Raw genomic sequence first — 25850 nt, 5'->3', positions numbered from 1 at the left:
CCTGGCTTTCGTCGGTGTGCGCCGAGCTCCCTGCCGTGGCCCATGGGGATCGCCGGGCTGCTGTCCGTGCGCCGCGTGTCCGGGAGTACGGGGCTGTTGGCGTCCATCGTCCATCGCCATGCCTGCCAGCGGTGGCCCCGATGCCTGCCAGCAGCAACGACAGGACCGGTAAGAAATGTGGCCATAAGGAGAATTGCGACGACGATGGACATTCTGGTCAGGATCCTGGTGGAGACCGGCGGGGGCGCGCCGGCTCCGCGCGACGTCCGGATCAGCGACTGGCACTGAGCTGCTCGAGGGGAGGGTCGACCGGCCTTGCGCCCGGCCCGATGACAGCCCGACGAATCGTCCTGGTCGGGTTTGTTGTTAGATAGCCGGGCGTGATCCGGTCTCGCTGTGGGGTGCTGGTTCCAGCCCCCGATCCGGAGGTCGGGTCTCCGCATCTGTCTGTTCGGCGGGCTTGTATTGCCCGTTGGTTATCTTCTGCGGGGGGATAAGGTGCTGGCAGGGTTATCGGGGTACCTAATCGACTGTTCCCGCGGAGCTGTCGTGAGTCGTGTGCGCCGCGTATGTGGCGTCGCCGTCGTGTCCGTGCTGCTCGTAGCCCTGGCCGCCTGTACCGGGCAGCCTGGGGGGCAGGTCGACGCGAGTTCCTGCGCATCACCAGGAGTCACTGACAGTGAAGTTCGGGTCGGTGTCGTGTACACGGACAGCGGTGCGCTGTCGGCTCCCTTCGCCCCGGCGCGTGCCGGATTTGAGGCACGCCTTGCGGTCGAGAACGAAAAAGGTGGGGTGAACGGCCGCCGGATCGTCTACCAGCCGCGTGACGACGGGGGGAGCACCACGGGGAACCTGGCGGTCAGCCGGGATCTCGTGGCGAACTACGGCGCGTTCGCAATCCTCGAGTCCAGTGCGACGACCTCCGACGCCGCGAAGTACCTCGCCGACGAGAAGATTCCGGTCATCGGCATCTCGGCGGAAGAGGTCTGGTCGTCCTACCGGAACATGTTCGCCTTCGCCTACCTGGCGAGCAAAGGCCTACCCGTGGACACCTTCGGTCGGTTCGTGAAGGAACACGGTGGCACGCGGGCCATGGTCATCGGGACGTCCACCAGGCTGACCGGCTCTGACCTGAACAGCCATATGGTGAAAAGCCTTCGCGGAACGGGTGTCCAGATCGACGAGGCGAACCCGGTCGTGGAGTTCCTGCCGGGGGTGACGAGCGCCGCGCGCCTGGCACAGCGGATGGTCGACCAGAAGATCGACACGGTGGTGTCCGGCGGTGCTGCCGCCGACATCGCCGAGGTCGTCAGTGTCGCCCGCAGTGCCGGTGTGCGGCTGAAGGTGGTGTTGACTGCCACCGCCCCCGACGCCGCGCTCCTGGAGCGGTACGGGCAGTCCCTGGCTGGCCTGGCCTTCTTCGAGCCGTTCACGCCGTTCGAGTCCGAAAACCCAGGGCTGGACGCATACCACAAGGCGATGGCACGGCACGCGCCGGAGATCTCCGATCCCAACCAGACGGTCGCACTTGCCGCCTACATCAACGCGGACATGCTGATCCGCGGCCTGCAGGAAGCCGGGCCGTGCCCGACCAGGCAGGGCTTCATCGATCGGCTGCGCCAGGTACACGACTACACGGCAGGTGGCCTGGTCCCCACCACCGACTTCGAGGCCGACTTCGGGCAGCTTCGCGCGTGTTACGCCTTCGTCCGGGTCGCGGCCGACGCGAAGCATTTCGAGGTGATCGACCCCAACTACTGCGGGACCCGCCCGTCTGGGTGACCCGGCGGTGTAGCCGTCCGCCGTGACGCTTCCGCAGGCCTGTCTGTTCAGACCCGCGGAAGCGCCTGTTCGGCCGGATCGACGTGCGACAGCGTGACCGCTCGGTCTGTTACAGCGGGCCGCTCCGCCCCCGGCCCCGCTCCGCCCCCGGCCCCGCTCCGCTCCCGCTCCGCCCCGCCTCCGTGGGCCGCCGGTATCCGCGCTGGACGCGTGGACTCGCCGACAGCGCAACTGATGGTTGCATGAAGCCGTCCCGCCGCCTATGGTGACGTGCAACCAAAGGTTGCTGGAGGTTGGCATGGAGTTCGGATCCATCGAGCGCGAGATCTTCATCGAGGCGTCGCCGGAGATCGTCTTCGACGTCGTGAGCAGTCCGGAGCACCTGAAGGAGTGGTGGCCGGACGACGCCCGGTTCGAGCCGGTGCCCGGGGCGGTGGGGGAGATCGTCTTCGGCGACCGCGACGCCGGCGGAACGGTGGTGCCGGTCACCGTCGTCGACGCCCGGCCGCCGCGGATGTTCTCGTTCCGCTGGACGCATCCGGCCGGGGAGCCGGCGGCGGAGGGCAACTCGCTGCTGGTCACGTTCGACCTGGCGCCGTCCGGCGACGGGACGCTGCTGCGGATGACCGAGACCGGCTTCCGCGAGATGGGCTGGGAGGCCGCCGTCCTCGAGCATCACTACAACGACCACGTCAGCGGCTGGGCCCACTTCCTGCCGCGGCTCGTCTCGTACGTCGCGACGCTGCGGGTGCGTCCGTGAGCACTGCGGTGGCCGAAGCCGTCGACGACGATCTCTGGTCCGCCATCGGGGATCCGACCCGGCGCCGCATGCTCGACCTGCTGCTCGCCGACGGTGGCGGCACAGCGACCACCCTGAGCCAACATCTGCCGGTCACCCGCCAGGCCGTGGCCAAGCATCTCGGCGTCCTCGACCGGGCCGGGCTCGTCCAGGCGACGCCGGTGGGCCGGGAGAAGCGCTATCGAGTGGACGATGCCCAGCTCGCCCGCGCGGTCGCCCAGCTCGCCTCGGTCGGGTCGGCCTGGGACGCCCGCCTGCGCCGGATCAAGCGGATCGCCGAGGCGATCCAACGTGCCCAGCAGAACCAGCAGAACCAACAGAAGCCACAGGGCCATCAGGGCCAACAGGAAAGCTGACCAGGAAGAGGAGCACGAAGAATCGTGGACATTCTGCACAGGATCGGTGTCCGGACCACGGAGCCGAAGAAGGTGTACGACGCGCTGACGACCGTCGAGGGTCTCGCCGGCTGGTGGACGGACGACACGAAGGGCACAGCCGAGGTCGGCGGTGTGCTCGAGTTCCGGTTCCTGCCCGGTGGCTTCGACATGGAGGTTGTCGAAACCCGGCCGTCCGAGCGGGTGGTGTGGCGCGTGGTCGACGGACCCGAGGAGTGGGTCGGGACGACGATCGACTGGGACCTGCAGCAGTCCGGCGACTACACGATCGTCCTGTTCCGGCATCAGGGCTGGAAGGAGCCGGTGGAGTTCATGTACCACTGCAGCACCAAGTGGGGCTCGTACCTGATGAGCCTGAAATCCCTGGTGGAGACCGGGCAGGGGGCGCCGGCTCCGCGTGACGTCCAGATCGGCGACTGGCACTGACCTGAGCGAGGCTGGGCCGATCTGATGCCGGGCCGATCTGATGCTGGGCCGATCTGATGCCGGGCCGATCCGAGGCTGAGCCCAGCTGGCCTGCGCGGCCCTGCATCCAGGCGTCCTGTACCCGGCTGGCCCCGAGCCGCTCCGCGTTGAGCGGTTCGGGGCGGCTCAACGCAGGGCGAGGATCCGGTCGTCGCCCGCGCCGGGAGTGCCGCGGCCGTCGGTGTTCGATGTGATCAGCCACAGGCTGCCGTCGGGCGCCGGCTCCACGGTGCGCAGGCGGCCGAGCTCGCCCGTGAACAGCGCCCGGGGCGCCCCGGCCACCCGGCCGTCGGCCAGGTCCATCACCCACAGGCGCTCACCGCGCAGCGCGGCCACATAGAGGACGTCGTCCCGGATCGCGATGCCACTGGGGGACGCCTCGTCGGTCGACCAGGTGACCTGTGGGTTGGTGTAGCGCCCGCCGGCCGGGTCGCCGGTGCCCTCCACCACCGGCCAGCCGTAGTTCCCGCCCGGCCGGATCAGGTTGATCTCGTCGAACGTGTTCTGCCCGAACTCGGATGCCCACAGCCGCCCGGCCGAGTCCCAGGCCAGGCCCTGCACGTTGCGGTGGCCGAGGCTGTACACGCCTGACGACGGGTCCGGGTTGTCGGCGGGTATCCCGCCGTCGGCGGTGATCCGCAGGATCTTTCCGTTCAGGCTCGTCGGGTCCTGCGCCGTGGCAGGCTCGCCGGCGTCGCCGACGGCCACATAGAGCTGGCCGTCCGGGCCGAACGCGATCCGCCCGCCGTTGTGGTTCGGTGCGGCGCGTAGCCCGGTCAGCACGTTCTCGGGTGCGCCCGCACGGTCGCCGTCGAGCTGGAAGCGCACGACACGGTTGTCCGCCGCCGAGGTGTAGTAGGCGTAGACCCGGTGGTCCTGATCGAACCGTGGCGAGACCGCGAGCCCGAGCAGACCGCCCTCGCTGCGATGCCGCACGGGCAGCGTCGTCACCTCCGTCGGCGTTCCGCCCGCCGCGGGCACGATCAGGATGCGCCCGCTGTCCCGGGCGGCGACGAGGGCACGGCCGTCCGGGAGGAAGGCCAGCCCCCAGGGCGAGGTGAGATCTGCTGCCACCTGCCGCAGATCCTGCGCATCGGACGTCGTCCCGCTTTCGTCCGGCCCGGGTGCGCCTGACCCGGGTGCGCCTGACCGGTGTGGCTCTGCCCCGGGTGGGACAGCGGCCCCGGGTGGTGCGGCGCCGTCGGCCTCGCCGGGCCCGCAGCCAGCCAACAGCGTGCCGGCGGCTGCGAGCGTGGCGAGCGAGGAAGCGAACAGTCGGGTGAGCGAGACAGCCGGACGTGAACGAGGTGAATGGAACACCGCAAACTCCTCACCGGGCCGACGGAGACCTCCGGCGGCGGCTTCAGCGCCTTCGTCAGACAGTACGGGGGCGCGCCGAGCCTCGGTCGTCGCAGGACTGGAGCATGATCTGCCCCGATCTGCCGCTTTCGTCCTGGCTCGTTGCGCAATGACAAGGCAGAATCGTGCCCGGTCTCAGATCGCTGCTTCGGGTACCCGGTCCAACGACGAGACCGCCGTTTCGTTGCCGGCCGGAGCTTCGCCGTCAACCGTTGGCCGATTACCTTGTGGGGGCGATGTGTTACCAGGAGTGCCGACGCGCTTACCCGCCTGTTCTCGTGGCGCTGTCGTTGGCCGCGCTCGCCGCCTGTGCGGTGTCATGGTCGTGTCATCGCTGGCCGTCACGCTGGCCGCCTGTTCCGGGTCGCCGCAGGCACCGGTCGCCGAAGATTCCTGCGTGGCCGCCGGAGTCACCGGCAGCGAAGTGCGGGTCGGTGTCGTTTATACCGACAGCGGTGTGCTGTCAGCCGCGTTCTCACCGTCGCGTGCCGGTTTCGAGGCGCGTCTCGCGGTCGAGAACGAAAAGGGTGGGGTGAACGGCCGTCAGATAGTCGCCCAGTGGCGCGACGACGAAGGAAGCCCGGCTCGGAACCTGGCGGTCAGCCAGGATCTCGTGGAGAACTACGACGCGTTCGCGATCCTCGAGTCCAGCGCGTCGACGTCAGGTGCCGCGAAATATCTCGCCGACGAGAACATTCCGATCATCGGAATCTCGGCGGAAGAGGTCTGGACCGCCTACCGAAACATGTTCGCCTTCGGCTATCTGACCACCAAGGGCTCGTCCGTCGACACCTTCGGTCGGTTCGTGAAGGAGCACGGCGGCACGCGGGCGCTGGTCATCGGTCCGACCACCAGGTTGACCGGGACCGACCTGAACAGTCAGCTGGTGGTCAGCCTTCGCACAACGGGTGTCCAGGTCGATGAGGAGAACCCGGTCGTGGAGTTCCTGCCGGGCGTCACGAGCGCTGCGCGCCTGGCGCAGCGGATGGTCGCGGAGAACATCGACACGCTTGTGACCGGTGGCTCTGCCGCCGACATCGTCGAGGTCATCAGCGCCGCCCGTCAGGCCGGAGTGCAGCTCAAGGTGGTGCTGGCCGCCACGGCACCCGATGCCGCGCTGCTGGAGCAGCATGGGCAGTCCCTGGCTGGCCTCACCTTCTTCGAGCCGTTCACGCCGTTCGAGCTCGACAGCCCCGCTCTGGACTCCTACCACGAAGCCATGGCGCTGCACGCGCCGGAGACCACCGACCCGAACCAGACGACCGCGCTGGCCGCCTACATCAACGCGGACATGTTCATCCGCGGCCTGCAGGAAGCGGGGCCGTGCCCGACGCGGAAGAGCTTCATCGACGGGCTGCGCGGGGTTCACGACTACACCGCCGGTGGCCTGGTCCCCACCACCGACTTCGAGGCCGACTTCGGGCAGCTTCGCGAGTGCTACGCCTTCGTCCGGGTCGCGGCCAGCGGGCGGAGCTTCGAGGTGGTCGACCCCAACTACTGCGGGTCGCGCCTGGCAGCGTGACCAGGCGACGCACCCGTCCATCGTGACGTTGCCGCAGGCCTGCCTGTTCAGGCCTGCGGCAGCACTACGCCGTCAACGACCGTTCCGATAAACCGTTTGCCCTGACGCCGCACCGTCGTGACATTGGGCGGGTGGATCGCAGGGCGGGGCGTACGTTCAGTGCGGTGGTGACGGCGGGCGGCGAATGCCTGGGCGGTCTCGGGCCGTTCGAGGCCGACAGCCCCTGGTGGGCGGACGTCGGCCCGGTCGTGCGCCGCCTTGGCCGCGAGCTCGGGGTGCGGGTGACGGTGCTGCGGCTCATCGATGTCGAGAACGGCGAAGGTGCACGGGACGGACACGTCACCTACCACGTCGAAGCCGCGGGGCGTCCGCCCGACGGCCGGCTCACCGGGGTGCCGATCGACCACGACAGTCTGGTGGCGCCCGCGGCGGGCCGGGCGACCTGGGCCACCAGGGAGGGTCTTCAGGACGCCCTGAGCTGGGCAGACGCGGCGTTGCGGGCCGCGGGGCGCCCGCCGGTCGGCGCCGCCGAGCAGGTCAGGACCTGGAACCTCTCCGGCCTGTTCCGCATCCCGACGGCCGCCGGGCTGGTCTGGCTGAAGACGACACCGCCGTTCGCCGCCAGGGAGCCCGACGTGATCGCGGCGTTCGCCCGGATCGACCCGTCGCTGGTACCCGCCGTGGTGGCCGCGGATGTGCCCGCGGGACGGACCCTGCTCGAACATGTGCCGGGCCGCGACTGCTGGAACCCGTCGCGGACGGACATCGAGACCACGATCCGTCGGCTCGTGCGGGCGCAGGCGGCATTCGCCGAGCACCCCGAGCTGATGCCTGCGGACCTGCCCGACCGGACTCCGCAGGCCCTGATCGGCCTGTTCGACCGTCTGCTCGATAGTGCGGCCGGGGCAGAGCTGACCGCCGCCGAGCTGGCCGCCGCCCGCGACCTCGCCGCGCAGCTGCCGGATCTCGTCGCCGAGCTGGCCGCCTGCGACCTGCCGCTCACACTCGTCCACGGGGACTTCCACCCCGGCAACTGGAGATCGGACAACCAGAACGCCGGTACCGGTACCGGTACCGGCGCCCGCACCGGTGCTGGGGTCGCCGTCGACTTCGCGGACAGCCATCTGGGCCACCCGGTACTGGACGGCCTGCGGCCCCGCGAGTTCCTGCCCGACGATCTGTGGGAACACGTCGCCGACGTGTGGGCGACCGCCTGGTCGCGGTGCCGGCCGGGCAGCGACCCGCACCGCGCACTCACCCTTGCGGCACCGCTGGGCCACATCTCCTACGCGGTGCGTTACCAGGAGTTCCTCGACAACATCGAGGCCAGTGAACACCGCTACCACCTGGGCGACCCCGCCCACATGATCCGCGCCGCCCTGATCGCGACCCGATAGCGCGCGGCCGAGAACAGTCCGGAAAGCGTGCCTGCCCGTGACCGGCGCGTTTCGGCTGGCCACGGGCAGAGGCGGCGGGAGCCGCCTGGTGCCGATCGTCCCCCCGAGGCACGATCGACAGAACCGGGATGTGCGACGGCGGCGCGGGTCCACCGGGGATCTCCGGCGGACCGGGGCGACGAAAATGTCGCGGTGTGAAACAGGCGCTATTTCCGTGCGATCAGGAGCCAGCGCTATTTCCGGGTGACGTCGCCATCATGCTGCCCGCCCTGTGCGATGACGTACTGTGCTGCGCGGAGTCGTTCCACGTCCGCCACGTCACGCCGCTCGTCGGTGAACCTGGAAAGAGTGAGAAGGAATACGCTGCCGATCGCCAGTACGAGAGATACGGCGAGCAGCACGACGAGAAGCTGGGTCATCTGGACTCCCTTCGGCTGCTTCTGCTCCGGCGGTGCCGGCTGTGGTCCGGCGCTGCACCGTGTCGTACAGTCCTAGAGTTGCTGATGCCAGCGTGATCGGCAAGCGGAGATTGACCGGATGTGAGCGGGAAGAAAAAGGGGGGTGCTAGTGATCCGGAACGAAACGGGAACCAATGGGGAAGGGACCCGGAAATCCCTTGTCGTGGAGTTGACACAGTTACGCAGGGGCCGGGGGTTGTCACTGGCCGCTCTGGCTCAACGCGGAACCCTGCTCGTCGCGCTCCAGGACTGGAACCGGCTTCTCGGCCGGACCGACTCGGTGACCGCGGCCCTCGATCTGCTGCGTGCGCTGCTGGTCGACCTGGGAACAGGTGCGAAGGCGCATTCGCTGCGTAACGCGCTCGCGGTGCCGGAGCCGGCGGCGGACTCCTCCACGCCGGCGACGTGGCCTGGCCGCGACCCGGGCTATCTCACCGCGCGCCGCCGCCAGCTCGCCGAGGCGCTCAGGCTGCATCCGGACACGATCGAGAACTACGAGAACGAGGCCATCGAGGAACTGGCCCTCAAGATCCTCGAAGGGCCGGCGGATGCCCGCCCGGCCGAGCTGCCGGCGCCCGCGCGGCTCGGGATCACGGTGTTCGTCGGGGGTACATACGTCGACCTCACGGATCACCGGCGGGCTGTCGCCGACGCGATCGACGGGAGCATGACCGACCACGGCGTGGTGGTGACCACGGTCGGCGCCCGGGTCGAGGAGCCCGAGCATCCGGCCACGGAGGCGGTGGACGCCTGTGCGGTTTTCATCGGTATCTTCGGGCACACGTTCGGTGTGCCCTCCCAGTATCCGACCAGGTCCGTGGCAATGGCCGAGTACGACCACGCGCGGGCCACGGGTAAGCGGGTTCTCGTCTACCTTGCGGATGAGAGCCTGCCCGTCCCGCACGACATCGTGCCGTCCGACGAGCTGCGTGAACACCAGGCGGACTTCCGCGACGAGCTGCGCCGTCGGCACCCGGCGCGGCTGTTCACCAGCCCGGCGGACCTCGCGTTCCGGGTGACGGTCGACCTCGCGCGCGTAGTAGGGGAGATGAACGCCCCTGCGCCCGCCCAGGCCTACGCCGTCTTCGACTCGGACCTCGAGGGCGTCCGTGACCTGATCGACGCCGGGAACTCGTCGTCCCGGGTGCAGGTACAGGGTTTCCTTGGGTTTCTCGCGGAATCGTTCCAGCCGCTGTTCACCATCGACCGATCGTCCTACGGGACGCATCCCCTGCTGCGTGAGGCCGGTAAACGGCTGGGTGACATGCTGCCGGAGTTCAGCCTCTCGGCCGAGGACGGCGTGATCAGCCGGGCCGGCGTCCGGCACGTCATCCTCCGTACCGAGACGGTTGTCCAGCTGCTCCGCCTGCTGCTCCCGGACCGCGTCGACCTGCTGGAGAACGCGGCGCAGAAGATCGGGGCGGGCGCCGCAAGCGACCTGGTCGAGTTCGTGCTGCGCGGCGGCCGTTTCGTGCCGATCGGCCCGAAGGCCTTTGTGGCGTTGTGGAACTACTGGGACCGCACCGGTGGATGGGGTACGTACACGCTCGACAGCGTCACGGACGATGCCTGGAAGATCACTGTGGGCCGGAGCTTCCTGCGGTCCGCCGACCCGGCCGAAGCACCGGCGCTCGCCGCTTTCTGGCGTGGCTACATCAAGGGCTTTCTGAACGAGTCGCTGCCACAGATCTCGGCGCTCATGATGAACCTGCCGGAGCAGCAGCGAGCCGCGCAGCTCACCATGCCGGCATCGGCTCATGTGAGCACGGTGGAGCACGAGGGCGCCAGCGGAGAAGAAGACTCCTTTTTCGTCACCTTCGATCGGGGTTCCTTCTTTACCGCCCTACGAGCACTCATAGTGAGCAGTTACCATCGGGACCGCCAGGAGTACTCCGAGGCCGTCATCCGGGCTCGCGAGGCATTTCACTCCGGCCGTCTCGCCGGGCCGGTTGAGTTTGGCGACGTCGTCAACGAACTACGGCTTGACGAAAGATACCCTGCCGCGATGGCGGCACTGGAGACCTTCGCGACCCCCGTGAATGACGGAGATCTGGCCGCCGACTGCTTCTTCGTCGCGAATCTCATCATTCAGAAACTACGTCAAATTCGAGAAGAGTAGCCATGGGCAAGATTGTCGTGGACCTGGCGGACATAGACGAGAGATTCCTGCGTAACAACCGGGTGATCTGCCTGTTCAGTGGTGGGCTGGACGGTACCTATCTGCTTCATCACATAGCGTCCGTGCTGCCGTCGGCGTCCGTGCTCGCGCTCACCATCGAGCTTGGCGGCGGTGATGGCCTACGGGCGGGGCGGGTGTGCGACCGGCTCGGGTTCGACCATCTGGTGCTCGACCAGACGGACGAGTTCCTCGCAGGCTATGCCTTCCCGGCGATCGCTGCCCAGGCCGTCTACCTGGGCACCCATCCGATCTCGGCGTCGTTGACCCGACCGCTGATGGTCCAGGTGGCCACCGCGGTGGCCCATGAGCAGGGCTATGACGCGGTACTGCACACTGCGGACGGCACGCAGAACAGCCTGCGGCGGTTCAACCAGACCTTCGCGGCACTGCGTTTCGCGGGCAGCTACGGTTCCCCGTTCGCCGTCGACGCGCCATCACGGGAGAAGAAGCTGCTCGAACTCGCCGACAGCGGGCTGCTGGAGCTGGTGGAACGCTCCCGGCCCGAATCCGCTCGGTACAGCACGGACGTGAACCTGTGGTGCCGTGAGTTCGAAGCCGATGGCCTCGACGACCCGGAGCGGATCGACGTCCCGGAAGCGCTTTACGAGTGGACCACACCGACGGCCACCGAGCCGGTGGAGGTGGAGGTGAGCTTTCAGCACGGTGCGCCGGTCGCGCTCGACGGACAGGCGCTTTCGGCGGCCGACCTGGTTCGTTCCCTCAACGCCCTGGTCGGCGCGTACGGCCTCGGCAGGTATATCGGACTGGAGGAGATAGCGAACGGGCAGAAGGTGCAGGAGGTGCGGGAGATGCCTGCCGCGCATCTGCTCCTCGACGCCTACCGCCGCCTGGAGCAGGCCAGCGTGGACGCGGCAACCCTGCGCGAAAAGATCCACCTGGAGCAGATCTGGGTGCATGAGGCCGTTGAGGGCCGGTGGCTCGGCCCGCTGCGTACCGCGGCCCAGGCCTTCATCGGCTCCGTCGCCCAGGCTGTCTCCGGGCGGGTGCGCTACCGGGTGGCCGGCGCCGGCCTGACCCCGCGGGCCGTGATCGCCCACAACCCGCTCTACGTGCGTGATCGGGTGGAGATTCCGCAGGCCTGAGCTTTGCGGATGCCTGCCGCGCCGCCCGCCCGCCCGACCGCGCACGCCCGACCGCGCTACCTCGAGACCACCCGGCGTCGGGTCAGGCCGTCGACCGCGGGCGGGCCTTGGTGATGGCGGGGAGCTGGTAGGTGCCGTCGAGCACGGCTGCTCTCGGCTGGTAGAGCCGCAGGATCGGACGGAACGGACCTGCCGGGGCGGGTAGCCAGTTGCGGGTGTCGGCGGGCGGGTCGTGCTGGATCACGATGGTGAGCGATCCGTCGCCGTCGCGTTGCAGGCCAGGTGTGCGGTCGCCGATGGAGTACCGGTTCGCGCTGTTGGCGACCAGATGGAACCCGGGCAGGTCGTACATGGTGATGGACCAGAACGCGTCGACCGGCGGCTCCTGGTCGAACCGGATTGTGTAGCGGCCGTGGCCGTCGAGCTGGTCGCCGTCGGAGTCGGTGTAGGTCATCGGGTATGCGGCCTCGTAACCGTGGTTGCCCCACAGGCCGGCCCGGGCGGCCAGCGCGCGGGCGAGATAGCCGGCCTCGCGGTCATCGATCTTCCACTCCGGGGTGTCGATCGTGCCCAGCCCCAGGTGATCCAGGTTGTAGTCGAACATGTGGAAGGTGATCGCCCAGCCGTTGACCACCGGCGCCGGGCCGCCCTTCCGGAGCCGGTCCTCGATCCGCTGCTTGCCCGCGTCCTGCCCGGCTGTCAGCGCCTTGGCCAGCTCGGGCGGGGCGTCGGCGTACGGCGAGGCCTCGTCCAGCAGCCCGAGGGGCGCGAACCGTTGCTGGTAGGCGAAGTCCGGGCCGGCGGGCGGGAAGGCGCGCATCCAGGCCCGCATCCGCTCGAAGAAAGCGAGCTCGATCGGAACCGCTGTGGGTGCAGGGATCCCCACCAGCCCGGCGTCGGCGTCGGTGGCGTCGGCAGTGCCAGCGGTGTCGGTGGTACCCGGGCTGCCGGCGGCGCCCGCGGCGGCTTCGAGGGTCAGGCTGCTCTGCAGGGTTCGGACATTGGCCAGATCGGCCGGGCCGTCACAGGCCCAGCGGCCCACGATCGAGCCCACCGCGGTGGGGAACTCGATCACCGGGACGCCCGCGGGCCCGCCGGCCCGCCACCCCGGGGGGACCAGCAGGAAGGAAGCCGCGGCCGTCCCGGTCGCCCGCCGGCCCACATACGCGAAGTTGTTCGTCCAGGCGTCGATGAACTGCAGAACATAGTAACGCCCGGAAGTGTCCGGAACGCGCAGCAGGAGCGGACCACCACTCACGTCGACCTGTGCGAAGGAGTAGATCGTGTCATTGTTTATCGAGACGAACCTGTCGGCCGGCCCGGCCAGTGCCGAGGCGTGGCTGAGAACATTGAACGGCGCCGGCTCAATAGTTCCCATGCCCTGGTTGGAGATGCGCTCGACCTCCATGAGGTTGTAGACCAGGGGAAATCCGTAGATGTAGGCGTCGGTGGCCAGCTCCAGCAGATCATCGGTCACGTCGAGCCCCCTCACCGAAGATGGGTACCAGCGTTCATCGCGCACGAGAAAGCCGCAAGTCGGTGGCCGCCTACCACCTGCCATCTGCCACCCGCTGGGGACCTCGCAGCGCCGCACCGCGCCAGCAAATCAGAACAAAAGGCGTGAAAGTGCCCGTGGGGCCACCTGACGATCGACAGATAGTGAGGATTTTGGTCGTTCGAGCAGCCAAAATCCTCAACGCTTGCCCGTCGGCAAAGCCGACCTGCTGCCTGCGATTCCGCGACGGGGTCCGGGGCGTCGAAATTCCTCAGCTCTTCGAGCCGTGACCCGGCGCCGATCTGAATCGCGCGGCCGGCTGGAATCAGGCGTCGAGGAGCTCGATGGTAGTCGAGGTGACGTCCCCGATCTCCAGAGCCTCGGCCTTGCGCACGGCGCGTTTGACGGGGAGTACGTAGCTGCCTCGCTTGCTGTCGGGAAAGATTGACGTCCGCCAGGTGCTGCCGCCGAGCGTGGCCCGCACCCGCAGCGAGCCGAATCCGCGCCGCAGCCCGCCGGTCAGATCCCGGATCTCCTCTGACACCTCGACGGGCAGGCTGACGAACACCCAGCTGTCGGGGCGCCGCGCCGCCCACTCCCACAGCTCGCTCTCGAAGACGACGATCATCGTGGGAGTCTCACACAGGCCGGTCCGCTGGCGTCAGCACCACCCGCGATCAGAGCCGGCCGGCGCCAGCGTGCTACTCGGAAACGACACCCAGTGCTCGCAGGCTCGCCTGGCGTGACTGATTCGTCGCGAACGGTTCGTGCTGCGCGTTCTTAACCCGGGTTCATCCAGCCGAAACCCGGCGCTGTTCTCCTGTGAGGAGAGAAGTTCTCCTCTCAAGACATGGATGCAGCGGGCGGGAGCCCGCCCCGCCGCCGGCCTGAGCAGTCGGCACGTCCCCGATCTGGAGTCCCGATGACGCTCGACGTGTTTCCCGGCCCGGTCGATGCCCCGCCCGCACCCAGCGGCCGTGGTGGCGGTGCGCTGGCGGCGCGGGCGCGGGCCGACGGGGTCCGGTTCCTGCTCGCCCTGTTCGTCGATCTCACCGGCAAGCCGTGCGCCAAGCTGGTGCCCGTCGAGGCCGCGGACGAGTTCGAGCGGGACGGGGTCGGGTTCGCCGGGTTCGCCGTCGGCGCGATCGGCCAGCGGCCGGCCGACCCCGACCTGATCGCGCTGCCCGACCTGGCCAGCTACACGCTGCTGCCGCAGGTGCGGGACGGGCTCGCGCTCGTCCACTGCGACCCGCATGTCGACGGGCGGCCGTGGCCGTTCGCGCCCAGGATCATCCTCAAGACGATGCTGGCCCGGGCACGCGCGCGTGAGCTGGAGCTGTTCGCCGGCGCCGAGGTCGAGTACTTCCTGGTCAACCGGGACGCCGACGGACGTCTCACCCCCGCCGACGCCCGCGACGGCGCGGCCAGGCCCTGCTACGACGCCCGTGGCCTGACCCGGATGTACGACCATCTCACCGGCGTCTCGACGGCGATGAACGCGCTCGGCTGGGGCAACTACGCCAACGACCACGAGGACGCCAACGGCCAGTTCGAGCAGAACTTCGCCTACGCCGACGCGCTGACCACCGCCGACCGGGTCATCACCGCCCGCTACCTGATCTCGATGCTGGCGGAGCAGCGCGGGATGACGGCGACGTTCATGCCGAAGCCGTTCGCGGACCAGACCGGCTCCGGCATGCACCTGCACCTGTCGCTGTGGCGCGCCGGCCAGGCGCTGTTCCCCGGCGACGGCACCGGCGAAGGCGGCGGGGACGGGGCCCGGAGCGGCCCGTTCGGGCTGTCGGCCCTCGCGGGCCGGTTCCTGGCCGGGGTTCTCGCGCACGCGCCGGGCATGCAGGCCGTGCTCGGCCCGACGGTGAACTCCTACAAGCGCACCGGTGCGACGTCGACCCGGTCGGGGGCGACGTGGTCACCGCGCCAGGCCAGCTACGGCGGGAACGACCGCACCCATTTCGTGCGCATACCCGACCCGCACCGCATCGAGCTGCGTGGCACCGACGGCTCGGCGAACCCGTACCTGGCCCTTGCCGTCGTCCTGGCCGCCGGTCTCGACGGCATCGAGCTCGATCTCGACCCGGGCTCGCCTGGCCTGGCCCAGACGGGGGAGTCGTCCGCGCCGTCCGCGCCGTCCGCGCGGTCGACGCTGTCGGCCCGGCCCGCCCTGCCGCCGACGTTGCTGCACGCGGTCGAGGCGCTCGACGCGGACCCGGTGGTGCGGGGCGCGCTCGACGCGGCCGGCGCCGGCGTCAGCTCCTACTTCGCCGAGCTGAAGCGGGACGAGTTCTTCGCCTGGCACGGCACGGTCAGCTCCTGGGAGCACGACCGCTACCTCACCGCCTTCTGACCGAAGAGAACACAGAGAAGAGAACACAGAGAGGAGACGACCCGTGTGCGGGATCGTCGGACTCCACCTGCGTGACCCTGACCTGTACCCGCGGCTCGGACGTCTCCTGGAGTCCATGCTGGGCCAGGTCGTCGAACGCGGCCCCGACTCGGCCGGCGTCGCCGTCTACGGGGACGTCCGCCGCTGTCCGCCAGGCCACGCCGCGGTGTCGCTGCTGCTCGGCGGGACGTCCACCGAACCCGCGGGTGTCGGACCGCTGATCGCCACGGCGCTGGCCGGCGCGGGTGCAGACATGGGCGCGGGTCCAGGAGCGGGCGCGGGCCCCGGGGCAGGTGCGGAGGCGTCTCCCCTGGTCACCGTGGCCGGTGACACCACCGTGGTCGCCGCCCCCGTCCCCCTCGACGACCTGGTCGCGGCCGTGCGTCGGGCGCTGCCCGCGGCGCTGATCGTCGGGTCGGGGACGGATCTGACCGTCTACAAGGGCACCGGTGACCCACGGCGGCTCGCCGGCGTCTATGACCTGGCCGGCGCGTCGGGCTGGCAGGGGCTCGCGCACACCCGGATGGCGACCGAGTCGGCGGTGACTCCGCAGGGCTGCCACCCGTTCTCGGTCGGGTCGGACCAGTGCCTCGTCCACAACGGCTCGTTCGCGAACCACGCGACGATCCGGCGTGAGCTGCAGGCCGAGGGGGTGCGGTTCGACTCGGACAACGACTCGGAGGTCGGTGCCCGCTTCGTCGCCGCCCGCCTGGCCGCCGGTGAGGATCTCGACAAGGCGCTGCGCGGGCTGTGCGAGCGCTTCGACGGGTTCTACACGCTGCTGGTGACCAGCGCCGACGGGTTCGCGGTCGTCCGGGACGCGATCGCCTGCAAGCCGGCGATCATCGCCGAGACCGATGCCTGGGTGGCGATGGCGTCCGAGTTCCGCGCCCTGGCGGACCTGCCGGGCATCGACACCGCCCGCATCTACGAGCCCGAGCCGGAAAGGGTCTACGCATGGCAGCGCTGACGGGGACGGACACCGCTACCAGCAGGGCGGACACCCGCACGTTCGACCTGTCGACGTCGAAGGTCCGCGAGCTCAACGCCGCGCTGCACGCGCTTGGCGCGGGCGGCGTGGGTGGCGTGGGTGGCGCGAGCGGCGTCGGCGGGCAGCCGTCCGGCCCGGTGCGGCCGTCGGACGGCGTTGCGGGCGGCGTAGCGGATGTCGTTCCGGCGGCGTTCGAGGTGCTGCGGCCGCAGGGGGCGCACGCGATCGCGGCCGGGGTGAACGCGCCGGTCACGATCGACATCCGCGGCCATGTGGGCTACTACTGCGCCGGGATGAACGACGGCGCGACCGTGGTCGTGCACGGCAACGCGGGCACCGGGGTCGCCGAGAACATGATGTCGGGGCTGGTGCGGGTCCGCGGGGACGCATCGCAGTCGGCGGGGGCGACCGCGCACGGCGGGCTGCTGGTGATCGAGGGGTCCGCGTCGATGCGCTGCGGGATCTCGATGAAGGGCGTCGACATCGTCGTCGGTGGTGACATCGGCCCGATGAGCGCCTTCATGGCGCAGGCCGGCCGGCTGGTGGTCTGCGGTGACGCCGGGGACGGGCTCGGTGACTCGATCTACGAGGCCCGGATCTACGTCCGCGGCAAGGTCGGTTCCCTCGGCGCGGACTGTGTGGAGAAGCCGATGCGGGACGAGCACCGGGCGGAGCTGGCCGAGCTGCTCGCCGCCGCCGGCCTCGGCGAGCCCGCGGAACCAGGAGAGCCGGGAGAGCCGGGGGAGCCGGGGTACGACCCGGCCGAGTTCCGCCGCTACGGGTCGGCCCGCACGCTCTACCACTTCGCCGCCCACAACTCCGACGCGTACTGAGCCTTTTCCGTCGTCGACTCCGGCCTGTGGCTACGGCACTCGACAAACGTGAGATGGAAAAGGCGCACTGACCGCGGATATCGTCCGTAGCCTGAGGAGATTCATGTCCGGCTATCCTTCGTCGCCCGCCACCTATGGCCTGCGCGAGTCGGCGACCTTCGACCGCGCCACCATCGCCGGCATCCAGCGGGCCGCGAGCACCGGCGTCTACGACATTCGCGGCTGGGGGTCCAAGYGGGCCCTGCCGCATTTCGACGACCTGCTGTTCCTGGGTGCGTCGATGTCCCGCTACCCGCTGGAGGGCTACCGCGAGCGGTGTGGCACCGATGTGATCCTCGGGGACCGCAACGCGAAGTACCCGCTGCACCTCGACATTCCGGTGACGATCGCCGGGATGAGCTTCGGGGCTCTCTCCGCGCAGGCGAAGGAGGCACTCGGCCGCGGCGCGAGCGAGGTCGGGACGTCCACCACCACCGGCGACGGCGGGATGACCTCCGAGGAACGAGACCAGTCGAAGCACCTCGTCTACCAGTACCTGCCGTCGCGCTACGGGATGAACCCGACCGACCTGCGCAAGGCCGACGCCATCGAGGTGGTGCTCGGGCAGGGCGCGAAACCCGGCGGCGGCGGCATGCTGCTCGGCCAGAAGATCTCCGACCGGGTCGCCGCCATGCGCACCCTGCCGCCCGGCATCGACCAGCGCTCCGCCTGCCGGCACCCGGACTGGACCGGCCCCGACGACCTCGCCATCAAGATCCTCGAACTGCGCGAGATCACCGACTGGGAGAAGCCGATCTACGTCAAGATCGGCGCGAGCCGCCCCTACTACGACGTGAAGCTCGCGGTCGCCGCCGGCGCGGACGTCGTCGTCCTCGACGGCATGCAGGGCGGCACCGCCGCTACCCAGGACGTCTTCATCGAGCACGTCGGCATCCCCACGCTGGCCGCGCTGCCGCAGGCGGTGCAGGCGTTGGACGAGCTCGGCCTGCACCGCAAGGTCCAGCTGATCGTCTCCGGTGGCATCCGTACCGGGGCGGACGTCGCGAAGGCGATGGCGCTCGGCGCCGACGCCGTCGCCATCGGCACGGCGGCGCTGATCGCGCTCGGTGACAACCATCCGCGGTACGCGGCCGAGTACGAGCGGCTCGGCTCGGCGGCCGGCTACTACGACGACTTCCAGGACGGCCGCGACCCGGCCGGCATCACCACCCAGGATCCGGAGCTCGCGGCCCGGCTCGACCCGCTCGAGGGCGGCCGGCGGCTCGCGAACTACCTGCGGGTGCTGACCATGGAGGCGCAGACGCTGGCCCGGGCCTGCGGCAAGGCGCACCTGCGCAATCTGGAGCCCGAGGACCTCGTCGCGCTGACGGTCGAAGCCGCGGCGATGGCCCGGGTGCCGCTCGCCGGGACCACCTGGATCCCGGGCGCCGACCGGTGAACGGGGAGACGCGCTGAGCGGCGAGCCGCCCGGGCAGCCGAGCAGCCAGCCACCCGGGCAGCCGAGCAGGCGGCCGGACGGTCAGCGGAGCAGGCGACCGGACGGATCGGGCAAAGAGGGCGCCATCGCTAGTGTTTCGGGTGTGGGGGAGGAGAACGCGTCCCGGCAGGGGCGGCTGGAGCGTGCCATCGCGGGCAACGTCCGGCGCCTGCGCCATGACCGTGGGCTGACCCTGGCCGAGCTCGCGACGCGCAGCGGTGTGTCCAGCGCGATGATCTCGAAGGTGGAGAACGCGTCGATCTCCTGCAGCCTGACCACGCTCGACCGGCTCGCCGAGACGCTCGACGTGCCGGTGACGTCGCTGTTCCGCGGCGCGGACGCCGCCCGGGAGGCGGTCTTCACCCGCGCCGGCACCGGGCCGCGGATCACCCAGCGCGGGACCCGGGTGGGCCACGAGTACACCCTGCTCGGCGCGCTGCGCGGCCCGCACAAGCGGATGGAGGCCCACATCGTCACGCTGACCGAGCGCAGCGAGGAGTTCCCGCTCTTCCAGCACCCGGGTACCGAACTGCTCTACATGCTCGAAGGGGAGATGATCTACGGCCACGGCGATGCCAGCTACGTCATGCGCCCCGGCGACGCGCTGCAGCTTGACGGCGAGGGTGCGCACGGGCCGAGGGAGCTGGTCCAGCTGCCGATCCGGTTCCTGTCGGTCGTGGCCTACGGCGAGGTCGGCGCCGGCCAGCCCTGACCCCACCGGGTGCGGTGCCGGCGAAAACGGATCAAGTCATGATGTGTCGAAATTCGGGCCGGAAAAATTCTTCGTCGCCACGGCGGGAAATTCGGTCGCGGGCCCGATCGTGCCACGCACCTTGCGCAGTGGTTGGGTTGACGGGTGGTGACGAATCGCTGACGCCGGTCGCATGGCGCCGGGAGAAAAAGGGCGAATTCTCGGCCGGCTAGACGTAACGCGGAAGAAATTCAAGACCGAGGTGTCGGATGTGACGCTCCTCACAAAGCCTTTGAATTGGTTTGTGGCTCGTGTGTAACGTCACTGCCGTGCTTCCGACTGGGGAGCGCACATCGGGTGGCCCGCCGAATCCTGCCCCACCCGGTGATTAACAAAACCGCAGGCAGGAGCGGGGGACCCAGGTTTCCCGGACGTCGAATTGCGGACGTCCTTGGGGTGAAGCCGCCGAGAGCGCGATCTGAAAGCGCCGGCCGGCCGGGCCATTCCCGGGCCCGAACCCGACAGCTAACTTCGCAGGCGTGGGGGAAGGACACCATTTTGTCCACTATTACCTCGGCTGCCCGCAGGAACCGTCGTTCCATCCGTCGGGGCCGTGCTCTGCTCGTCGCGCCGGTGCTCGCCGCGACCATCGGTGGCGGTATCGCGATGTCCCAGCCGGCGAGCGCCGCTGCCCGGCCGGACGCACAGCGCTTCCTGAGCGCGGTTGTCCCCTGTGAGTCCGGCGGTAACCCCCGCGCGGTGAACTCCATCGGCGCGGGTGGCCTGTTCCAGTTCCTTCCCGGCACCTGGCACGGCGTCGGCGGCAAGGGCCTGCCGCAGAACGCCAGCGTCGCCGAGCAGTGGAAGCGCGCCCACATCCTGTACGCGCAGCAGGGCACCAGCCCCTGGTACTCCTCGAAGAGCTGTTGGGGCGGCAGGATCTGACCCGCAGCAGACAACACCGGTGCGCCCGTGACGTTCTCATGACGTTGCGGGCGCATCGGTGTTTGTGTGGCGTGTGAGTGGTTGTTGATTGTTGTTCGTTGTCTTCGTTTGGTATCCCCTGGGTCTGCTATCAGGCATCTGACAGCAGGCTGACAGCTGCCTGATAGCTTCGCTGTCCTTCCGGCCCGATAGAGCACGTATGTCGTGTGTGCCTGCCGCGCGGGAGGCATCCGGTGGTTGCGCCGGTGCTGGCATGCGTGGGGGTGGACGAGACGTGGCTGTTCGCGATCTGTTTCGACTGAGCGAGTATGCGCCGGGCGAGGGCCGGGGCGGACCGTCCGCGGTACGGGACGTCGCGGGCAAGCCGGCGCCCTCGGCGTTGGGAAGACGACCGCGCCAGCTCCCGTCGAAGCGCCACGGGCTTTTCCTGGCGGTCATCGCGTTCACCGTGTCGTCCTGCTCGGGTGACGTCGCCGCGAGGCCCGAGACCGCGGTCACTTCGGGAGCGGCCTCGCCGGGGCCTGCCACGTCAGCACCGCGCGTGCTGGGTCTGTGGCCCGAGGACTTCGTGCTGACCGAGGACCTGGCGACAACCTATTTCTCCGGCGTTCCCGCCGAGACCGATACCGCCGCTGTCCAGCCCGGGAAACGGTACCCCCCTGAGTTCGCGGACTGCCTCGGCCTGTCGGCGACGGACCTCAACTACGAGCCCGAGGCGACCGCTGTCGGCGCGATCTTCGTGAGTGATGACGGGGACTCGTTCATCTCGTCCTACGCCGAGATAGTGACCGAGAAGCAGGCCGCTGCCGTCCGTGCGATGTGGGCCAATCCCCGGTTCGCGGACTGCTCGGGCAGGGAGACCCAGGCCCGAATCGACGAGTCCGGCGCCGACCCCGACGGGCTCGAATATCAGCTGGCCGGGGTCCAGCGTCCCCCGGCGCCGACTGGAGCCGCTGGGTATCTGCGCGTGACGTTGCAGGTGCGAGAGCAGGAATTCACCTACGACATGGCGGTGGACAACCTCGTCTTCATCGTCGATCACGTCGCGGTGACCGTCACGTACACGAACTACGAGCCCGCCCCGCCGATGGATCGGCTGCAGCTGATCGCTGACCAGATCTCCGGCAAGCTGGCCCAGCAGCAGCTGCGCCCCATCGCCGGCCGGCCCACGTCGGCCGGTACCGGGCTCCAGGCCGCGGGGAAGGCTGACCCCTCGACCGTGCTTCCGGCGGTGGCCTGAGGCGCGGTGGCCTGAGTAGACAACACCAGTGCGCCCATAGCGTTCATGCGGCGTTGTGGGTGCATTGATGTCCATATGGCGTGTACGTGGGGGTGGGTGAGACATGGCTGTTCGCGATCTGTTTCGACTGGGTGGGCGGGCACCGGGCGAGGCCCGGTGCGGTCCGGCCGCGGGTCAGGATGCCGTGCTGACACAGGACACCGCGGGCCAGCGGCCGCCCTCGGTCCTCGGAAACCGACCGCGACAGCTCCCGCTGCAGCGCCACGGCCTCCTCCTGGCGGTCATCGCGTTCACCGTTTCGTCGTGCTCTGGTGACGGCGACATGGTCAGGAGATTCGAAACCACGGTCATCTCGGGAACGGCCACGCCGAGCGCCGGTACGCCGTCGGGGACGGCAACGCCGGAGCCGAGCGCGCTGGGTCTGTGGCCCGAGGACTTCGTGCTGACCGAGGGCCCGGCGACGGCCGGCTTCACCGGTGTGCCCGTCGATGCCGCCGCCGCTGTCCAGCCCGAGGAACGTTACTCCCCTGAGTTCGCGGACTGCGTCGGCTTTTCCATGGCGGAGCTCGACTACGAGATCGAGGCAGTCGCTGCCGGCGCGAGTTTCGTGAGTGACGATGGCGAGAGCGCGATCATCCTTTCCTCCGCCGAGATAGTGAGCGAGAAGCAGGCTGTTTTCGAGACCGTGATGTGGTCCAATCCCTGGTTCGCGGACTGCTGGGGCAGGGAGACCCAGGCCAGAATCGACGAGCGCAGCACCGACGGCGACGAGCTTGAATATCAGCTGACCGGCGCCCAGACTCCCCCGGCGCCGACCGGAGCCGCCAGGTATGCGCGCGCGACGGTGCAGGTACGAGGCCAGGGAGTCACCTACGACATCGCGATGGACACCCTCTTCTTCCTCGTCGATCACGTCGAGGTGACCGTCACGTACACGAACCACGAGCCGGCCCCTCCGACGGAACGACTGCAGCTGATCGCTGACCAGATCGCCGGGAAGCTTGCCCGGCAGCAGCCGCGCAGCATCGCCGGCCGGCCCATGTGGGGCGGTTCCGGTCTCCATACCGCGGGGAAGCCTGGCTACTCGAGCGTGGTGCCGGCGGCGGCCCGAGCTGTCGGACGTCCCTGAGCCGACCGCCGGCCCTCACCTGGTCGATCCGTCCCGTTCATGCCAGTCGGCGAGACTCTGCTGGCTGATCGATCTGGTCAGGCCGAGCCGGCGGCGCCGGGTCGGGAGACGCGCGGAGGTCACGTGGTCGCCCAGGCTGTCGTCATCACCGGCGCCGCTTCCGGCATCGGCCGGGCCTGCGTCGAGCTGTTCGCCGCCCGCGGGTTCGGTGTGGTGGCGGTCGACGCGGACGAGGCCGGTCTGGCCGGGCTGGCAGACCTTGCCGCGGACGCCGGTTCCGCGGAACCGCCTGCTCCCTCCGCCCCGCCCGCGTCCCCCGCCTCACAGCCCGCTGCCCGCCTCGACGGAGCCGTTCGTCCGGAGCCGGAGGTGGTCACGCTGGTCGCGGACGTCTCGACGCAGGAGTGCGGCGCACGGATGACCGAGCTCGCGCTCGCCAGCTTCGGGCGCCTGGACGTGGCCGTCCTCAACGCCGGCATCGGCGGGACCGTGCCCTGGGAGGCCGACGGAGCGATCGAGCGGCTGGACCGGATCCTCGCCGTGAACGTCCGTGGTGTGGCGATCGGCATCCGTTCGGTCGCGCCGGCGCTGCGGGCCGGCGGCGGGGGCTCGATTGTCGTGACGGCGTCAAGCGGTGGGCTGCAGGCGGATCCCGGCAACTGGGCCTACCACGCGTCGAAGGGCGCGGTGATCAATCTGGTGCGGGCCGCGGCGGTCGACTACGCGGCGCAGAACATCCGGGTGAACGCGGTGGCGCCCGGCCTGACCGAGACGTCGCTGATGGCCCCGTACCTGTCGCAGCCGGCGGTCGTGGAGGCCAGCAGCCAGCGGATCCCGCTGCAGCGTTGGGGCCGTGCGGACGAGCAGGCCGGCGCCGTCTGGTTCCTGGCCTCCGCGGCGGCCTCCTACATCACGGGCACCACGCTCGTCGCCGACGGCGGGCTGACCTCGCATCACGGCGCCGTCCCGCTGCCGCGGGTGCAGCGGGACTAGCGCTCGGAGGCCGGCCACGCCGAAAGCCCGGTTACGCCGAAAGCCCGGTTACGCCGAAAGCCCGGCTACGCCGAGAGGCGCAGTGGCAGCCGGCTCATCGCGCGTACCCAGGCGCTGGGCCGGTAGCTGGGCTCGTCCAGCAGGGTGATCTTCTCGGTGCGGGCGAGCAGGGCACGCAGCGCGATCGCGCCCTCGGCGCGGGCGAGCGGCGCACCGAGGCAGTAGTGGATGCCCAGGCCGAGACCGAAGTGGCGGGGAGCGCTGGTCGTCTGCGCGTAGCGGGCGACGTCGAAGTGGTCGGGTTCGCGGTACACGTCAGGGTCACGGTTCGCGGCTCCGATGAGCATCACCACGCTGTCGCCGCGGCTGAACGGATGGCCGTTCAGCTCGGTGTCCCGCAGCACGGTGCGGATCAGGAAGGGGAACGTGGGGTCGTAGCGGAGCATCTCCTCGATCGCCGCCGGTACGAGCTCGGGTTCGGCCCGTAGCCGCGCCAGCTGGTCGGGGTTGCGCAGGAGCGCCACGATGCCGCTGCCGATCAGGTTCACCGTCGTCTCGAACCCGGCCAGGAGCAGCAGGATGCAAAGGTCGAGCAGTTCCTGCTCCGGGAGCACGTCGCTGTCCTGCCCGGCTGCGACGAGCTGGCTGAGCAGGTCCTCGCGTGGCTTCGCCCGGACCTCGGCGATCAGGCCACGGAAATAGTCCTGGATGGAGTGCGTGGACTCGGCGCGGGCGCGCAGGTCCTCCGGTGTGAGGGTCATGTCGGGGGCCAGACCGCGTACGAGCGGGACGACCCATTCGCTGAAGACCGGCTCGTCCTCGGCCGGGACGCCGAGCAGGCGGCAGATGACCGACAGTGGCAGCGGGCGGGCGAACGCTTCGATCATGTCGACCTCGCCGGCCGCGAGAGCCGCGTCGAGCAGGGTGTCGACGACCGAGGTGATCTCGGCGGTCAGGGTCGCGACGACCCCCGGGGTGAAGGCACGGTTCACCAGGCCACGAAGCCGGGTGTGCTCCGGCGGGTCCTTCCGGAGCAGGGACTTCAGCCCGCTGTCGTCGGATCCGGTCGACCGATGGGCACCCGCGTGGAGGCCGGCCGAGTAGCCGCTGCCCAGGTCCGGGCTCTGGAAGACCGCGGAGCAGTCGGCGTGCCCGGTGATGATAGTGGTGACCCAGCCGCGGACCTCACTGCGGACGAACGCTCCGCTCTCCTGGATCGACCGGTAGGTGGGGTACGGGTTCTGCCGGCTGACCGCGTCGAGCGCGACCAGGATCGGCGGTGGCTGTTCGCTGGTCTTCTGCGGCGGCGGTGCGCTGTCCATCGCGAGCTCCTCTGCGACGTGCGTCGCGACTTATACTTCGAATATCGGCGGATGGCGTCAACCATCATCTCTGTCGCCAATCGCGGGATAGTACCGACAAATCCCCCGCGCACTGCCGGCCGGAAGCCCCGTGGCCAGGCGGCGTTCTGTCTGTTTCGCGTGATGTGTTCTCCGCGGGCCGGAGAATTTCTCGTCGCGCAGCCGAGTCCGGCGGTCACCGGGTGCACGGTGGTTCCAGTTGTGCTGTGGCGGGATGCTGACGCTGATGGAATGTCGGCGGCATGAAAGGGGCGTTCCACCGGTCGAGGAGGCCGGCAGCGGCTTTCAAGGCCTCCTGGTGCTGAGTGGTGCACTTCACGGAGGCCTGGAAATCGCGGGCGGGTGGTGGGTAACGTTGGTGACGTGCTTCCGGACCTGGGAAGCGCACATCGGGTGGCACGCCGAATCCCGCCTCGCCCGGTGCTTCGACATCCAGTAGGCGGGAGCGGGGGACCCAGGTTCCCGGGCGTCGTAGGCAGGCGTCCTCGGGGTGAAGCCGCATAGTGCGGTCGACCTGTCACGCACTGTGTGGCCGGGCTTTTCCGGCTCGAACCCGACAGCTAACTTCGTAGGTGTGGGGAAGGGTTTTTATTTTGTCCCTGATGACTTCGGGTGCTCGCAGGAACCGTCGTTCCATCCGTCGTGGCCGTGCTTTGCTGGTCGCGCCGGTGTTGGCGGCGACGATTGGTGGCGGTATCGCGATGTCCCAGCCGGCGGGTGCTGCGGCGCGGCCGGATGCGCATAGGTTCCTGAGTGCTGTGGTGCCGTGTGAGTCCGGTGGTAATCCGCGTGTGGTGAACTCGATTGGGGCTGGTGGGCTGTTCCAGTTCAT

At 69.5% G+C, this 25850-nt stretch carries 22 protein-coding genes, 1 pseudogene and 2 riboswitches; of the genes and pseudogenes, 18 read left to right on the top strand and 5 right to left on the bottom strand.

Annotated elements, in window-relative coordinates:
• Positions 1-396 precede the first annotated feature (396 nt).
• The 4 genes from CcI49_RS36295 to CcI49_RS36280 all read left to right on the top strand — a co-directional run bounded on the left by CcI49_RS36295 (position 397) and on the right by CcI49_RS36280 (position 3402).
• Positions 397-1782, top strand: a complete 1386-nt coding sequence (locus CcI49_RS36295) for an ABC transporter substrate-binding protein (protein WP_083749928.1) — start codon at positions 397-399, stop codon at positions 1780-1782.
• A 298-nt stretch (positions 1783-2080) separates the two neighbouring features.
• A complete protein-coding gene (locus CcI49_RS36290) occupies positions 2081-2542 on the top strand; it encodes an SRPBCC family protein (protein WP_006539623.1) in 462 nt (153 codons plus the stop codon).
• Complete coding sequence (locus tag CcI49_RS36285) at positions 2539-2937, top strand: metalloregulator ArsR/SmtB family transcription factor (RefSeq protein ID WP_076834090.1); 399 nt, start codon at positions 2539-2541, stop codon at positions 2935-2937. Before CcI49_RS36290 ends, CcI49_RS36285 begins: the two co-directional genes overlap by 4 nt.
• A gap of 21 nt (positions 2938-2958) precedes the next feature.
• Positions 2959-3402, top strand: coding sequence for an SRPBCC domain-containing protein (locus tag CcI49_RS36280; protein ID WP_083473485.1), 444 nt, complete (start codon positions 2959-2961; stop codon positions 3400-3402).
• Between the two features lie 165 nt (positions 3403-3567).
• Here CcI49_RS36280 and CcI49_RS36275 read toward each other — a convergent pair whose 3' ends face one another.
• Positions 3568-4716 (bottom strand): PQQ-dependent sugar dehydrogenase, encoded by a 1149-nt coding sequence (locus CcI49_RS36275; RefSeq protein WP_083749935.1) that lies wholly within the window; start codon positions 4714-4716, stop codon positions 3568-3570.
• A gap of 403 nt (positions 4717-5119) precedes the next feature.
• Between CcI49_RS36275 and CcI49_RS36270 the strand changes: the two genes are divergently transcribed.
• A complete protein-coding gene (locus tag CcI49_RS36270; RefSeq protein ID WP_054568375.1) occupies positions 5120-6322 on the top strand; it encodes an ABC transporter substrate-binding protein in 1203 nt (400 codons plus the stop codon).
• Positions 6323-6486: 164 nt separating this feature from the next.
• Positions 6487-7719, top strand: a complete 1233-nt coding sequence (locus CcI49_RS36265) for an aminoglycoside phosphotransferase family protein (protein ID WP_076834086.1) — start codon at positions 6487-6489, stop codon at positions 7717-7719.
• A 233-nt stretch (positions 7720-7952) separates the two neighbouring features.
• Here CcI49_RS36265 and CcI49_RS36260 read toward each other — a convergent pair whose 3' ends face one another.
• Positions 7953-8138, bottom strand: coding sequence for a hypothetical protein (locus CcI49_RS36260; RefSeq protein WP_054568374.1), 186 nt, complete (start codon positions 8136-8138; stop codon positions 7953-7955).
• 235 nt (positions 8139-8373) lie between these two features.
• On the opposite strand from CcI49_RS36260, the gene CcI49_RS36255 reads away from it, so the two are divergent.
• Together CcI49_RS36255 and CcI49_RS36250 are read left to right on the top strand one after the other, a co-directional pair.
• Positions 8374-10296, top strand: coding sequence for a DUF4062 domain-containing protein (locus tag CcI49_RS36255; protein WP_076834084.1), 1923 nt, complete (start codon positions 8374-8376; stop codon positions 10294-10296).
• A 2-nt stretch (positions 10297-10298) separates the two neighbouring features.
• The gene (locus CcI49_RS36250) at positions 10299-11459 is read left to right on the top strand and encodes an argininosuccinate synthase domain-containing protein (protein WP_076834082.1); all 1161 of its coding nucleotides are present in this window, start codon (positions 10299-10301) and stop codon (positions 11457-11459) included.
• Positions 11460-11541: 82 nt separating this feature from the next.
• Here CcI49_RS36250 and CcI49_RS36245 read toward each other — a convergent pair whose 3' ends face one another.
• Both CcI49_RS36245 and CcI49_RS36240 read right to left on the bottom strand, forming a co-directional pair.
• Positions 11542-12936 (bottom strand): DUF1254 domain-containing protein, encoded by a 1395-nt coding sequence (locus tag CcI49_RS36245; RefSeq protein ID WP_054568371.1) that lies wholly within the window; start codon positions 12934-12936, stop codon positions 11542-11544.
• A 343-nt stretch (positions 12937-13279) separates the two neighbouring features.
• A complete protein-coding gene (locus CcI49_RS36240) occupies positions 13280-13582 on the bottom strand; it encodes a DUF1905 domain-containing protein (protein ID WP_054568370.1) in 303 nt (100 codons plus the stop codon).
• A 294-nt stretch (positions 13583-13876) separates the two neighbouring features.
• Here CcI49_RS36240 and glnT point away from each other — a divergent pair, with 294 nt between their 5' ends.
• From glnT to CcI49_RS36195, 9 genes are all read left to right on the top strand, one after another.
• Positions 13877-15319, top strand: coding sequence for a type III glutamate--ammonia ligase (glnT, locus tag CcI49_RS36235; RefSeq protein ID WP_054568369.1), 1443 nt, complete (start codon positions 13877-13879; stop codon positions 15317-15319).
• Positions 15320-15362: 43 nt separating this feature from the next.
• A complete protein-coding gene (locus CcI49_RS36230) occupies positions 15363-16328 on the top strand; it encodes a glutamine amidotransferase (RefSeq protein WP_076834080.1) in 966 nt (321 codons plus the stop codon).
• Complete coding sequence (locus CcI49_RS36225; RefSeq protein WP_054568367.1) at positions 16316-17182, top strand: glutamate synthase; 867 nt, start codon at positions 16316-16318, stop codon at positions 17180-17182. Before CcI49_RS36230 ends, CcI49_RS36225 begins: the two co-directional genes overlap by 13 nt.
• Positions 17183-17285: 103 nt before the next feature.
• Positions 17286-18620 carry an FMN-binding glutamate synthase family protein gene (locus CcI49_RS36220; RefSeq protein ID WP_076834078.1) on the top strand — a complete coding sequence of 445 codons (1335 nt, stop codon included), beginning with the start codon at positions 17286-17288 and terminating at the stop codon, positions 18618-18620.
• A gap of 142 nt (positions 18621-18762) precedes the next feature.
• Positions 18763-19371: an XRE family transcriptional regulator gene (locus CcI49_RS36215; RefSeq protein ID WP_235498122.1), complete on the top strand. Its 609-nt coding sequence runs from the start codon at positions 18763-18765 to the stop codon at positions 19369-19371.
• Between the two features lie 332 nt (positions 19372-19703).
• A riboswitch (cyclic di-AMP (ydaO/yuaA leader) is annotated at positions 19704-19904 on the top strand.
• Between the two features lie 4 nt (positions 19905-19908).
• The gene (locus CcI49_RS36210) at positions 19909-20295 is read left to right on the top strand and encodes a transglycosylase family protein (protein ID WP_054568365.1); all 387 of its coding nucleotides are present in this window, start codon (positions 19909-19911) and stop codon (positions 20293-20295) included.
• A gap of 274 nt (positions 20296-20569) precedes the next feature.
• Complete coding sequence (locus CcI49_RS36205; protein ID WP_131831281.1) at positions 20570-21535, top strand: hypothetical protein; 966 nt, start codon at positions 20570-20572, stop codon at positions 21533-21535.
• A 184-nt stretch (positions 21536-21719) separates the two neighbouring features.
• Positions 21720-22664 carry a hypothetical protein gene (locus tag CcI49_RS36200; protein ID WP_158230871.1) on the top strand — a complete coding sequence of 315 codons (945 nt, stop codon included), beginning with the start codon at positions 21720-21722 and terminating at the stop codon, positions 22662-22664.
• 123 nt (positions 22665-22787) lie between these two features.
• The gene (locus CcI49_RS36195) at positions 22788-23657 is read left to right on the top strand and encodes an SDR family oxidoreductase (protein ID WP_076834071.1); all 870 of its coding nucleotides are present in this window, start codon (positions 22788-22790) and stop codon (positions 23655-23657) included.
• 65 nt (positions 23658-23722) lie between these two features.
• Here the strand turns inward: CcI49_RS36195 and CcI49_RS36190 are convergent, their stop codons facing one another.
• Positions 23723-24979 (bottom strand): cytochrome P450, encoded by a 1257-nt coding sequence (locus CcI49_RS36190; protein ID WP_054568361.1) that lies wholly within the window; start codon positions 24977-24979, stop codon positions 23723-23725.
• A gap of 428 nt (positions 24980-25407) precedes the next feature.
• A riboswitch (cyclic di-AMP (ydaO/yuaA leader) is annotated at positions 25408-25608 on the top strand.
• 12 nt (positions 25609-25620) lie between these two features.
• Between CcI49_RS36190 and CcI49_RS43890 the strand changes: the two are divergent.
• A pseudogene (locus CcI49_RS43890) lies at positions 25621-25850 on the top strand (transglycosylase); the annotation flags it as partial.

This window comes from Frankia sp. CcI49 (assembly GCF_001983215.1).
Classification (GTDB): Bacteria; Actinomycetota; Actinomycetes; order Frankiales; family Frankiaceae; genus Parafrankia; species Parafrankia irregularis.
Note: the sequence above shows the minus strand (reverse complement) of the source record. Positions and strands in the feature narration are given on the sequence as shown.

What these genes read in the sequence shown, in the direction of transcription:
- CcI49_RS36250 (WP_076834082.1), top strand. Translation starts at nt 10,299, where the DNA reads ATGGGCAAGATTGTCGTGGACCTGGCGGACATAGACGAGAGATTCCTG.
- CcI49_RS36290 (WP_006539623.1), top strand. Translation starts at nt 2,081, where the DNA reads ATGGAGTTCGGATCCATCGAGCGCGAGATCTTCATCGAGGCGTCGCCG.
- CcI49_RS36270 (WP_054568375.1), top strand. Translation starts at nt 5,120, where the DNA reads ATGGTCGTGTCATCGCTGGCCGTCACGCTGGCCGCCTGTTCCGGGTCG.
- CcI49_RS36260 (WP_054568374.1), bottom strand. Translation starts at nt 8,138, where the DNA reads ATGACCCAGCTTCTCGTCGTGCTGCTCGCCGTATCTCTCGTACTGGCG.
- CcI49_RS36225 (WP_054568367.1), top strand. Translation starts at nt 16,316, where the DNA reads ATGGCAGCGCTGACGGGGACGGACACCGCTACCAGCAGGGCGGACACC.
- CcI49_RS36240 (WP_054568370.1), bottom strand. Translation starts at nt 13,582, where the DNA reads ATGATCGTCGTCTTCGAGAGCGAGCTGTGGGAGTGGGCGGCGCGGCGC.
- glnT (WP_054568369.1), top strand. Translation starts at nt 13,877, where the DNA reads ATGACGCTCGACGTGTTTCCCGGCCCGGTCGATGCCCCGCCCGCACCC.
- CcI49_RS36190 (WP_054568361.1), bottom strand. Translation starts at nt 24,979, where the DNA reads ATGGACAGCGCACCGCCGCCGCAGAAGACCAGCGAACAGCCACCGCCG.